This window comes from Enterobacter sp. BIDMC 29 (genome assembly GCF_019378755.1).
In the GTDB taxonomy this organism is placed as follows: domain Bacteria; phylum Pseudomonadota; class Gammaproteobacteria; order Enterobacterales; family Enterobacteriaceae; genus Enterobacter; species Enterobacter ludwigii.
In genome coordinates this window covers 2,386,962-2,400,023 of sequence record NZ_CP080000.1, presented here as the reverse complement: position 1 = coordinate 2,400,023, position 13,062 = coordinate 2,386,962, and the positions used below count along the sequence as shown (strand labels likewise).

Genomic DNA, 13,062 nt, shown 5'->3' with positions numbered 1-13,062 from the left:
CTTACGAAATAAAGGCGGGGATATCCCCGCCCTTCATTAGATCTTACATGCGCCGCTTTCGCAGCCATCGTCCTGAATTGACGGTGCCATGTCATCCTGAGCGTCTTCCGCACCATCACGGGTGTTGTGATAGTACAGGGTTTTCACACCAAATTTGTAGGCGGTGAGCAGGTCTTTCAACAGTTGCTGCATCGGTACCTTGCCAGACGGGAAGCGCGTCGGGTCGTAGTTGGTGTTAGCAGAAATCGACTGGTCGATAAACTTCTGCATGATCCCCACCAGCTGCAGGTAACCGTCGTTGTTTGGCATTTCCCACAGCAGCTCGTAGTTGTCTTTCAGCAGCTCGTAGTCAGGCACAACCTGACGCAGGATACCGTCTTTCGACGCTTTAATGCTGACGTGGCCGCGCGGTGGTTCAATACCGTTGGTGGCGTTAGAGATCTGCGAAGAGGTCTCAGACGGCATCAGGGCAGACAGCGTGGAGTTACGCAGGCCGTGAGTCTTGATGGATTCACGCAGCGCTTCCCAGTCCAGATGCAGCGGTTCGTTAGAGATCGCATCCAGGTCTTTCTTGTAGGTATCGATCGGCAGAATGCCTTTCGCATAGGTGGTTTCGTTGAACCACGGGCACGCGCCTTGCTCTTTCGCCAGCTCGTTGGAGGCTTTCAGCAGGTAGTACTGAATCGCTTCGAACGTTTCGTGGGTCAGGTTGTTCGCGCTGCCGTCGGAGTAACGCTTACCGTGTTTCGCCAGCCAGTAGGCAAAGTTGATAACGCCGATACCGAGGGTACGACGGCCCATTGCTCCACGTTTTGCCGCAGGAATTGGGTAGTCCTGGTAATCCAGCAGGGCATCCAGCGCACGCACGGCCAGCACCGCCAGCTCTTCCAGCTCTTCCAGGCTCTTGATAGCGCCCAGGTTGAAAGCAGAGAGGGTGCAGAGCGCGATTTCGCCGTTTTCGTCGTTAACATCTTCCAGCGGTTTGGTCGGCAGGGCGATTTCCAGGCACAGGTTAGACTGGCGCACTGGCGCAACCACCGGGTCAAACGGGCTATGGGTGTTGCAGTGGTCAACGTTCTGAATGTAGATACGGCCGGTAGAGGCACGTTCCTGCATCATCAGGGAGAACAGGTCAACCGCCTTAACGCGCTGCTTACGGATGCTGTCGTCTTTTTCGTATTTGGTGTACAGACGCTCGAACTCATCCTGATCGGCGAAGAACGCGTCATACAGGCCCGGAACGTCGGACGGGCTGAACAGGGTGATGTCTTCACCTTTCAGCAGACGGGTGTACATCAGCTTGTTGATCTGTACGCCGTAGTCCATGTGACGAACGCGGTTGCCTTCAACGCCACGGTTGTTTTTCAGTACCAGCAGGCTTTCCACTTCCAGGTGCCACATTGGGTAGAACAGGGTGGCTGCACCACCGCGTACACCGCCCTGAGAGCAGGATTTTACCGCGGTCTGGAAGTGTTTGTAGAAAGGGATACAGCCGGTGTGGAACGCTTCACCGCCGCGAATCGGGCTACCCAGTGCACGGATGCGACCGGCGTTGATGCCGATACCGGCACGCTGGGAGACATATTTCACGATGGCGCTGGAGGTTGCGTTGATGGAATCCAGGCTGTCACCACACTCGATCAGGACGCATGAGCTGAACTGACGGGTTGGGGTACGCACGCCAGACATGATTGGCGTAGGCAGAGAAATCTTGAACGTGGAAACCGCATCGTAGAAACGCTTCACGTATTCCAGACGGGTGTCACGCGGGTAGTTAGAGAACAGGCAGGCGGCCACCAGAATATAGAGGAACTGGGCGCTTTCGTAGATCTCACCGGTCACACGGTTCTGAACCAGGTATTTGCCTTCGAGCTGCTTCACCGCCGCGTAAGAGAAGTTCATGTCGCGCCAGTGATCGATAAACCCGTTCATCTGCTCGAACTCTTCTTCCGTATAGTCTTCCAGCAGATGCGTGTCGTATTTGCCCAGCTCAACCATTTTCACCACGTGATCGTAAAGCTTTGGCGGCTCAAACTGGCCGTACGCTTTTTTACGCAGGTGGAAAATCGCCAGACGTGCAGCGAGGTACTGATAATCCGGGGCTTCACGGGAGATGAGATCCGCCGCAGCCTTGATGATGGTTTCGTGGATATCAGATGTCTTGATGCCATCGTAGAACTGAATGTGAGAGCGCAGTTCAACCTGGGAGATAGATACGTTATTCAGTCCTTCTGCTGCCCAGTCGAGAACACGATGGATTTTGTCCAGATTGATACGCTCGGTGGTACCGTCGCGCTTAGTCACCAGCAGACTCTGATTCATGTGGGTTTTACCTGTCCGTGAAATAAAAAATATCCCCCGCTTATCCACAGATCCGTCTTGTGACTAACTCTGTGGATAAATACTACATATAGGGGGTTTGCGATAAGAAAAACGCTATATGGTGAGTATTCTAGTATCGAATCTTTTCAGCACAAGGGTTGATTTTGACGTTAAATTGAGGTTGTCAAAGGGTAAAAAAGGCTAAGTCCTCGTACCGTAAGGCCTGGAAGAGATGTCAATAATTAAGAAAAAAAATTCAAAATTTGATCGAGTGCTGATTTCTTCAACGGGAGGTCAGAATTGCGCAACATGATGTCGCGCAATCTTTATAAGAATAATGGATGACGTCAGTCATTTTTGGCGGTTGTATGCAACATATAGTTAACATCTACACCCGGTGCGAGTTTGAATTTATCGGTCAATGGATTGTAATGCAGACCGGTGATGTGCTGCTCCTTGAGCCACGTCTGATCAACCCAGCTTAATAATTCAGCAGGCTTGATGAATTTCTTCACGTCGTGCGTGCCTTTTGGCACCATACGCAGCACATACTCCGCCCCGACGACCGCCATCAGCCAGGCTTTTCCGTTTCGGTTGATCGTCGAGAAGAAGACCTGGCCGCCCGGTTTCACCAGTTTTGCACAGGCGTGAACCACGGACTGGGGGTCGGGAACGTGCTCCAGCATTTCCATACAGGTCACCACGTCGTACTGATGGGCATGCTTCGCCGCATGTTCTTCGACGGTTTCCTGCACATATTCCACCTGCACTCCAGATTCCAGCGCATGAAGACGGGCAACCTGCAGCGGTTCAAAGCCCATATCCAGACCGGTGACGGTGGCCCCTTCGCGCGCCATGCTTTCTGCCAGAATGCCGCCGCCGCAGCCGACGTCGAGCACTTTCTTACCGAACAGGCCGCCGGAACGCTCCGCGATATAGCCCAGACGCAGCGGGTTAATGCGGTGCAGAGGTTTAAACTCACCTTCGAGATCCCACCAGCGGGATGCCACCGCTTCGAATTTGGCAATCTCTTCATGGTCAACGTTGTGAGCCACCGGGGATTTTTCGGCATTCATGGGCGCTTTTACTCCTTATTTTGCAAGACTTCGGAGTATATCAGCCCGCGCGGTTGAATAAAGCTTATTGGTTTACCTCAATCACCGCGGCTGTGTTATAATTTGCGACCTTTGAATCCGGGATACAGTAGAGGGATAGCGGTTAGATGAGCGACCTTGCGAGAGAAATTACACCGGTTAACATCGAGGAAGAGCTGAAGAGCTCCTATCTGGACTATGCGATGTCGGTCATTGTTGGCCGTGCGCTGCCGGACGTCCGCGATGGCCTGAAGCCGGTACACCGTCGCGTACTATACGCCATGAACGTATTGGGCAATGACTGGAATAAAGCCTACAAAAAATCTGCCCGTGTCGTTGGTGACGTAATCGGTAAATACCATCCCCATGGTGATTCCGCGGTGTACGACACTATCGTCCGAATGGCGCAGCCATTCTCGCTGCGTTACATGCTGGTAGATGGTCAGGGTAACTTTGGTTCTATCGACGGCGACTCCGCCGCGGCAATGCGTTATACGGAAATCCGTCTGGCGAAAATTGCCCATGAGCTGATGGCTGACCTGGAAAAAGAGACGGTTGATTTCGTTGATAACTATGACGGCACGGAACGCATTCCGGACGTTATGCCAACGAAAATCCCTAACCTGCTGGTGAACGGTTCGTCCGGTATCGCCGTCGGTATGGCAACCAACATTCCACCGCATAACATCACGGAAGTGATCAACGGCTGCCTGGCCTATATTGAGGATGAAGACATCAGCATTGAAGGGCTGATGGAACACATCCCGGGTCCAGACTTCCCGACGGCGGCGATCATCAACGGTCGTCGTGGTATTGAAGAAGCGTACCGCACCGGACGTGGCAAGATTTATATCCGTGCCCGCGCCGAAGTGGAAGCGGATGCCAAAACCGGCCGTGAAACCATCATTGTTCACGAGATCCCGTATCAGGTGAACAAAGCGCGTCTGATTGAAAAAATCGCCGAGCTGGTAAAAGAAAAACGTGTTGAAGGCATCAGCGCGCTGCGTGACGAATCTGATAAAGACGGCATGCGCATCGTGATTGAAATCAAACGCGACGCGGTGGGCGAGGTTGTACTGAACAACCTGTATTCCCAGACTCAGCTCCAGGTCTCCTTCGGTATCAACATGGTTGCATTGCACCATGGTCAGCCGAAGATCATGAACCTGAAAGATATTCTGAGCGCGTTTGTGCGTCACCGCCGTGAAGTGGTGACTCGCCGTACTATTTTCGAACTGCGTAAAGCCCGCGACCGTGCGCATATCCTTGAAGCGTTGGCCGTTGCACTGGCAAACATCGACCCAATCATTGAGTTGATTCGCCGTGCACCAACCCCTGCGGAAGCGAAAGCGTCTCTGATTGCCCGTCCGTGGGATCTGGGCAACGTGGCCGCCATGCTGGAACGCGCTGGCGACGATGCTGCGCGTCCTGAATGGCTGGAGCCTGAGTTCGGCGTGCGTGACGGTCAGTACTACCTGACTGAACAGCAGGCCCAGGCGATTCTGGATCTGCGTCTGCAGAAACTGACTGGCCTTGAGCACGAAAAACTGCTCGACGAATACAAAGAACTGCTGGAACAGATTGCCGAGCTGCTGCATATCCTGGGTAGCGCAGAGCGCCTGATGGAAGTGATCCGTGAAGAGCTGGAACTGGTCCGCGATCAGTTCGGCGATGAGCGTCGCACCGAAATCACGGCGAACAGCTCTGATATCAACATTGAAGATCTGATCAACCGCGAAGATGTGGTGGTCACCCTGTCTCACCAGGGCTATGTGAAGTATCAGCCGCTGACCGACTACGAAGCACAGCGTCGTGGCGGTAAAGGCAAATCGGCAGCACGTATTAAAGAAGAAGACTTTATTGACCGTCTGCTGGTGGCAAACACCCATGACACGATCCTCTGCTTCTCAAGCCGTGGTCGTCTGTACTGGATGAAGGTCTATCAGCTGCCAGAAGCGAGCCGTGGTGCGCGTGGTCGTCCAATCGTGAACCTGCTGCCGCTGGAAGCGAACGAACGTATCACCGCGATTCTGCCTGTACGTGAGTACGAAGAAGGCGTGAACGTCTTTATGGCGACCGCCAGCGGTACCGTGAAGAAAACCGCGCTGACCGAATTCAGCCGTCCACGTTCTGCCGGTATCATCGCGGTGAACCTGAACGACGGTGACGAACTGATTGGCGTTGACCTCACCTCCGGTTCCGATGAAGTGATGCTGTTCTCCGCCGCCGGTAAGGTGGTGCGCTTCAAAGAGAACGCGGTTCGTGCAATGGGCCGTACTGCAACAGGTGTTCGTGGTATCAAACTGGCCGGTGAAGATACCGTCGTTTCCCTGATCGTTCCGCGCGGTGAAGGTGCTATCCTGACCGTCACGCAGAACGGCTACGGTAAACGTACTGCCGAAAGCGAATACCCGACCAAGTCTCGTGGCACGCAGGGCGTTATCTCTATCAAGGTTACCGAGCGCAACGGATCCGTTGTGGGCGCGGTACAGGTAGACGATGCCGACCAGATCATGATGATCACGGATGCCGGTACGCTGGTGCGTACACGCGTATCTGAGATCAGCGTGGTTGGCCGTAATACTCAGGGTGTGATCCTCATCCGTACCGCGGAAGATGAAAACGTCGTGGGTCTGCAGCGTGTAGCTGAGCCTGTGGATGACGAAGAGCTCGACTCTATCGACGGTAGCGTCGCAGAAGGTGATGATGAAATCGCACCAGAAGCCGATACCGAAGATGATGCAGCGGATGACGCTGACGAGTAATGTCTCCTGATGCAAAAAGGGCCGGTTTCCGGCCCTTTTCTTTTGCACAAGCAGATAAGTGAACGTTGCGACAAGGCGCGTTTACCGCTACCTTAACCACATTCTTTTTGACCCCGACGGCGGAGCCTCGCCCCTTTGAAATACCTCGTCTCCTTTCGTACCACGCTGAAAGTCTCTCGCTATCTGTTTCGGGCGCTGGCGCTCTTGCTTTGGTTGCTGGTGGCATTATTGTCGGTGTTTTACATCGTTAACGCCCTTCATCAGAAAGAAGCGGAGATCCGCCAGGAGTTTAACTTAAGCTCCGATCAGGCCCAGCGCTATATTCAGCGAACGTCCGACGTGATGAAGGAGCTGAAGTACATTGCCGAGAATCGCCTGACCGCGGAAAACGGCATTCTTGCCATCCGTGGGCGTAATGACAAAACCGAAGTACCGAATTTCGAGCCGCTGTTTCCGGATTCCGATTGCTCTGCGATGGGCAGCACCTGGCGCGGTTCACTGGAGTCGCTGTCCTGGTTTATGCGCTACTGGCGTGACAACTTTTCCGCCGCCTATGATCTGAACCGCGTCTTCCTGATTGGCAGTGAAAATCTCTGCATGGCCGACTTTGGCCTGCGCGATGTGCCCGTTGAGCGCGATGATGCGCTGAAAAGCCTGCACGAACGCATTGTGAAATATCGCAATGCGCCGCAGGACGAGCGCGGGAATAACATCTTCTGGATAAGCCAGGGGCCACGCATGGGGGTGGGCTATTTCTACGCCCTCACGCCGGTCTATCTGGGTAATCGTCTGCAGGCGCTGCTGGGGATTGAACAGACCATTCGCATGGAAAACTTCTTCACGCCGGGCAGTCTGCCGATGGGCGTGACCATTCTGGATGAAAACGGACATACCCTGATCTCACTTGCCGGTCCGGAGAATCGACTGAACGTCGATCCGCACTGGATGCAGGAGCGGTCGTGGTTTGGCTATACCTCAGGCTTCCGTGAGCTGGTGCTTAAAAAGAGCTTGCCGCCTTCGTCGCTGAGTATTGTCTATTCGCTGCCCGTGGATATGGTGCTTGAGCGGATCCGCATTCTTATCATGAACGCGATTTTGCTGAACCTGCTGGCCGGGGGGGCGCTGTTTACCCTGGCGCGAATGTATGAGCGCAAAATCTTTATACCCGCCGAAAGCGACGCTCAGCGGCTGGAAGAGCACGAGCAGTTTAACCGCAAGATTGTCGCCTCGGCGCCGGTGGGGATCTGCATCCTGCGCACGCAGGACGGGACCAATATCCTCAGTAACGAGCTGGCGCATAACTACCTGAACATGCTGACGCATGAGGACCGACAGAGGCTGACGCAGATTATCTGTGGCCAGCAGGTGAACTTCGTTGACGTGCTGACCAGCACGCACACGAACCTGCAAATCAGCTTTGTGCACTCCCGCTATCGTAATGAGAACGTGGCAATTTGCGTCCTGGTAGATGTCTCGGCGCGTGTGAAGATGGAAGAGTCGTTGCAGGAGATGGCGCAGGCCGCCGAGCAGGCCAGCCAGTCAAAATCCATGTTCCTCGCCACCGTCAGCCACGAGTTGCGTACCCCGCTGTACGGGATTATCGGTAACCTTGATCTTCTGCAGACCAAAGAGCTACCGAAAGGGGTCGATCGCCTGGTGACGGCGATGAATAACTCCTCCAGCCTGCTGCTGAAAATCATCAGCGATATTCTTGATTTCTCCAAAATTGAGTCGGAGCAGCTGAAAATTGAGCCGCGGGAGTTCTCTCCGCGCGAGGTGATGAACCACATCAGCGCCAACTATCTGCCGCTGGTGGTGCGTAAACAGCTGGGCCTCTACTGCTTTATTGAGGCGGACGTGCCGCTGACGCTGCATGGCGATCCGATGCGTCTGCAGCAGGTCATTTCTAACCTGCTCAGTAACGCCATTAAATTTACCGATATCGGCTGTATTGTGTTGCACGTGTGTCGGGCAGGGGACTACCTGAGTATTCGCGTGCGTGATACCGGCGTGGGTATCCCGGCGAAGGAAGTGGTGCGTCTGTTTGACCCGTTCTTCCAGGTCGGTACCGGCGTACAGCGTAACTTCCAGGGGACCGGGTTGGGTCTGGCGATCTGTGAGAAGCTCGTGAGCATGATGGATGGTGATATCTCCGTTGATACCGAGCCAGGCATGGGCAGCCAGTTTACTATCCGCATTCCGCTCTATTCTGCCCAGTACCCAGCAAAAGCGGTGGTGGACGGGCTGAGCGATAAGCGCTGCTGGCTGGCAGTACACAATGCCTCACTGAATGATTACCTGACGGCGCTTCTTACCCACAGCGGCGTGCGCGTGTCCCGCTATGAAGGGCAAACGCCGGATGTCGACGATGTGCTGATCACCGACGAGGTGCTGGAACAACCCTGGCAGGGCAGAGGGGTGGTTCACTTCTGCCGTCGCCATATCGGTATTCCGGTCGAACGAGCTCCGGGTGAATGGGTGCACAGCGTGGCGACACCGCATGAGCTCATGAGCCTGCTGGCACGTATTTACAGCGTGCAGCTGGAAGATAGCGACGGGGCGACGGAGTTGCCGTCACCGGATGCGCTGGCATCGCTGAATGACGATATGATGATTCTGGTGGTGGATGACCATCCGATTAACCGTCGCCTGCTGGCAGACCAGCTGGGTTCGCTTGGCTATCAGTGCAAAACCGCCAATGACGGCGTGGATGCGCTGAACGTGCTGAGTAAAAACCACATTGATATCGTTCTTAGCGACGTCAACATGCCGAATATGGATGGCTACCGTCTGACGCAGCGTATACGCCAGCTTGGCCTGACGTTGCCGGTCGTGGGCGTGACGGCGAATGCGCTGGCGGAAGAGAAACAGCGCTGTCTGGAGTCAGGGATGGACAGTTGTCTGTCGAAACCGGTGACGCTGGACGTCCTGAAACAGACGATCTCCGTGTATGCGGAGCGGGTCAGAAAAGCGAGAGTATAAAAAAAGGCCCGTCAGGGCCTTTTTTGTTGTTTCCCTCACACGCCGGGAGGGGGAGGAGGTGAGGCCATCAGGCCGCACACCCGGTCAACATCAATCCTTATCCGACGCGCTCAGCGTAACGGAGGAGAGATAGTTCAGCAGTGCAATATCGTTATCCACACCCAGTTTCATCATTGCTGATTTCTTCTGGCTACTGATGGTTTTAATACTGCGGTTCAGCTTCTTGGCAATCTCGGTGACCAGGAAACCTTCGGCGAACAGGCGCAGAACTTCGCTCTCTTTCGGAGACAGGCGTTTGTCGCCATAGCCACCGGCGCTGATTTTTTCCAGCAAACGAGAGACGCTTTCAGGCGTGAACTTCTTGCCTTTCTGCAGCGCAGCGAGCGCTTTTGGCAGATCGGTCGGCGCACCCTGTTTCAGCACAATCCCTTCGATATCCAGATCCAGCACGGCGCTCAGAATGGCCGGGTTGTTGTTCATGGTCAGAACAATGATCGAAATGTCCGGGAAGTGACGTTTGATATATTTGATGAGTGTGATCCCATCACCGTATTTGTCCCCAGGCATGGAGAGATCGGTGATGAGCACATGCGCATCAAGCTTTGGGAGGTTATTGATCAGTGCTGTAGAGTCTTCAAATTCACCGACTACATTCACCCACTCGATCTGTTCAAGTGATTTGCGAATACCGAACAGTACAATCGGATGGTCATCGGCAATAATTACGTTCATATTGTTCATGTATAAGGCTACCTTGCTACAGCAAGCTTTTGACGTAGGCGTCAATGTCGCTGATGTATTTTTCAATGCCAGAGGCATCTTTCTCACGAATTAGATGTTCCAGCGTTTCACATAACTGCTTGCCGGGAACCAGATTAAGCATGGCAAACACCCCTTTAAGCCGGTGTGCTGTCTGTGCCAGCGCTGCAAAATCATTCGCAGCGGACTCAGTATACAACCGCTTAACATCATCTGGTACTGTATCAACAAAGAGTGAATAGTATCCGCTGGCGTGAAGCTCGGCATTTTCATTGCCGCCTAACGGTGATTCCGCTATCTCTTCCTGCGCCAGTTGCTCTTCTATTAGTTGTAGTACAGCTTCCTGCATCGCATTGCTTATATTAAAGTTGACGCGCAGCTGGCCTGGGCCGATTTTTCGCACGCCTGGCTCATCATCGCTTAAAAGCAAGCCGGAGGCAGTAAGATTAGACGGATTATCAGTTAAAAACAGATCAAATTCTTGACTTGAGAGTCTTTCATCCGGCGTTATGCAGGCCGCGCCCCAGTTTTCTAACTGACGAACCACAATATTGCGGATCTCGTTCGAGGTCACATCCACCATCACGACCACATCATCCAGCAGGCGTTCTTCGTCTTCTTCCTGTGGATTCGCCGCCATTTTAACGTGCAGTGAGTAACGCGTGCCAAGTGATTCGCGGGCCTTGATATTCAGATGGCCACCGAGCTTACGTGCCAGCTGATCGCATAACCAGAAGGTCAGGGCATTGGCCTTGCCGTAATGATCGCTCTGGGTGTCATTCAGGAACGGGAAATGCAGATTATCGATTTCGCTTGTCGTTACGCCTTCCCCGGTATCCAGGATGCGGAACGTCAGGCGATCTTCAGCCGACTCGTCGGTACTGACTTCCAGGGTGATCTTGCCGATCTGGGTGGTGGTGACGGCGTACTGAATAATCATCAGCAGAATGCGACGCAGCGCTTCGCGATCGCCGTGACGTTCATCATTCGCCGGTAAATGGTTATTGATCAGCAGCTGCAGCCCTTTGCGCTTAATCACGGGCAGGACCTCAGGCACCACTTCATCGATCAGATTCTGGATAGAGAAGAGGGTCGGCGTTCCTTTCCAGAAATCATTTTCGAGCATATTCGCCAGCTGGATCTCATCTACCATGCGCACCAGCGAGTCGGCCTGGCAGGCAAGCTGATGGCTTTCGGATGTATTCAGCGCCGCCGCCTGGGTAGCCAGCATTTTTAACGGCTTCTTGAAGGCATCACCAATATTCTGCATAAAGGCAGCGCGCCCCTGCTGGTTTTTCTCATACAGACGTTGTGCCTGCTTGAGCTTTTTATTCACCAGCACTTCACGATCCTGATCGCGGATGATGAAGATCTGCGTGCGGGAGGCGATCTGGCTGCGGAACTGTCGGATCTCATACAGCTCGTTATTAATGGTTGCCTGAATCACGCCCTGATGTTGATCCGCCATAGCGGTGATGTTCTGCAGATTGAGATGAGGCAGCAGGTGGTCAGCAATTTTATTGCTCATCACCGTACGGTTGGCTTCCTGATCGTGAACCAGCACCCCAAGCGGCAGCACGGAAATAATCTCTTCATTCAGCGCGCGCAACACGCGCAGTTCGTTACTGGTTCCTGCCGGGACCGGAGCGGCATCGCTTTGACGCCCTGACTGGAAGCGGAACGTGCTGTAGCCAAACAGCGCCAGCGCCAGCAGGCCGATATTCAGCAGCAGGGGCAGGAGGATATTTTGCAGCGTATCAAGCAGCAGGGTGCCGAACGGCACTTGCCACACCAGACGCATACCGGTTGAGTTCAGCGAAGAGGCAATTTCGATTTTCGAGCCGTTAAAGGAGATCGATACGCTCTCTGCGGCCTCTTTATCCGATGCGGCACGCATATTCTGAGTGTTGCTGTCCGGCTCCAGACGGAAGCTGTCGAGTGGCATATCCGGTGGAATCAAGTCATTGATGGGCAAATCAAAGGCCACCACCGTCGCCAGATGGCCTGGCTGGTTAAAGGTGGTACGCAGCGTAAAGTAATGGCCATTCTGCCAGGCGAGGCGGCGCAGAGATGAGAAGCTCTCACGTTCATCAAGGGCGTTCGCCTGCTGCAGCATTTCTGCCCGGCGGGAATCGACAATGCTGCCCACGGTCGTCTCTTTGAAACCGGAAGAGAGATCTTTTAGCGGCAGGGTTGAGATCAGGATCATGCTGTTGTCCTGACCGTTCAGATAGTACATCGACCACGGCACCGTCTCGGCACCCCAAAGGGTATCAAGATAGGTTGAGATGCGCTGGGTCATCTCAAGCGTTGCGCTGTCATGAGAGCCGAAGATCAGCGCTTCGGTTTTGCGCTGTGGTTTTTCCAGATAATAGACGTCCTGCTTCAGGCGAGTCTCCTGAAGCCCGTCTCCGGAGGAGGTTGCCGGCGCGGCCGCGATGTTGTCGTAAATCTGCCAGGTTGCATAGCGCCAGGTATCAATGCGCTTGTGGACGGCGTGGGTGATATCAACAACCTGATAGCTCTTGTCCTTCAGCCAGGCGTTAACCGCGCTCTGAACCATAACCCCCATTGTGACTAGCAGCACAACGATCAAAAGAAGAAAGAAACGGGTGATGCTCCCGGGTAAGAGGGAGAATTTGCTCGGAGCGGTAGTTTCAGTCTGACTCATTGATATCTTTAACCCGTAATGGTCGTGCTCTATGGCGATAGGGCAGTATAAAGGGTAATACCTGAATTTCCAGCGTCACGCTCTTTGAACCCGCCACTTTTTCGACTGACAATATCGGAGAACGCCATTGCATGAAACATGTACAAAGCGAGTGAGAGTGTACAAATAAAAAACGATACATACCGGTAAATAGCACGAATTAACAAGAAATTGAGATTTGCAGTAATGACGCGGTTCTCGAGGAGAGAGGAAACGAATTTAGTTAATAGTCGTTACAATTTCAGTGCGGTAGCACAAAAAAACACATGCTACGTAAAGAAAGGTAAAAAAAAACCGAATGCCAGGCATTCGGTAGAATTAGGGATAAACAGACATTCAAATCTGAATGACGGTAATAAATAAAGTTAATGATGATAGCGAGAGTTATTTTAGAGATAACGGCCGATCTTGTTTTGTCATTCAGTGCTGT

The 13,062-nt window shown here is 53.5% G+C and carries 6 protein-coding genes; 2 read left to right on the top strand and 4 right to left on the bottom strand.

The features are described from left to right. Nucleotides 1-36: 36 nt before the first annotated feature. Together nrdA and ubiG are read right to left on the bottom strand one after the other, a co-directional pair. Complete coding sequence (nrdA, locus tag JTA15_RS10710; RefSeq protein WP_020883162.1) at nucleotides 37-2,322, bottom strand: class 1a ribonucleoside-diphosphate reductase subunit alpha; 2,286 nt, start codon at nucleotides 2,320-2,322, stop codon at nucleotides 37-39. A gap of 347 nt (nucleotides 2,323-2,669) precedes the next feature. Next, the gene (gene ubiG / locus JTA15_RS10705) at nucleotides 2,670-3,398 is read right to left on the bottom strand and encodes a bifunctional 2-polyprenyl-6-hydroxyphenol methylase/3-demethylubiquinol 3-O-methyltransferase UbiG (RefSeq protein WP_014170964.1); all 729 of its coding nucleotides are present in this window, start codon (nucleotides 3,396-3,398) and stop codon (nucleotides 2,670-2,672) included. A gap of 146 nt (nucleotides 3,399-3,544) precedes the next feature. On the opposite strand from ubiG, the gene gyrA reads away from it, so the two are divergent. Both gyrA and rcsC read left to right on the top strand, forming a co-directional pair. Continuing rightward, nucleotides 3,545-6,181 (top strand): DNA topoisomerase (ATP-hydrolyzing) subunit A, encoded by a 2,637-nt coding sequence (gene gyrA / locus JTA15_RS10700; RefSeq protein WP_014170963.1) that lies wholly within the window; start codon nucleotides 3,545-3,547, stop codon nucleotides 6,179-6,181. Nucleotides 6,182-6,316: 135 nt separating this feature from the next. Then, nucleotides 6,317-9,163, top strand: a complete 2,847-nt coding sequence (gene rcsC / locus JTA15_RS10695; protein ID WP_219373211.1) for a two-component system sensor histidine kinase RcsC — start codon at nucleotides 6,317-6,319, stop codon at nucleotides 9,161-9,163. Nucleotides 9,164-9,253: 90 nt separating this feature from the next. Here rcsC and rcsB read toward each other — a convergent pair whose 3' ends face one another. Both rcsB and rcsD read right to left on the bottom strand, forming a co-directional pair. Further along, nucleotides 9,254-9,904: a response regulator transcription factor RcsB gene (gene rcsB, locus JTA15_RS10690; RefSeq protein ID WP_006176468.1), complete on the bottom strand. Its 651-nt coding sequence runs from the start codon at nucleotides 9,902-9,904 to the stop codon at nucleotides 9,254-9,256. A gap of 16 nt (nucleotides 9,905-9,920) precedes the next feature. Next, nucleotides 9,921-12,593: a phosphotransferase RcsD gene (gene rcsD, locus JTA15_RS10685; protein ID WP_138014044.1), complete on the bottom strand. Its 2,673-nt coding sequence runs from the start codon at nucleotides 12,591-12,593 to the stop codon at nucleotides 9,921-9,923. Nucleotides 12,594-13,062: the final 469 nt, after the last annotated feature.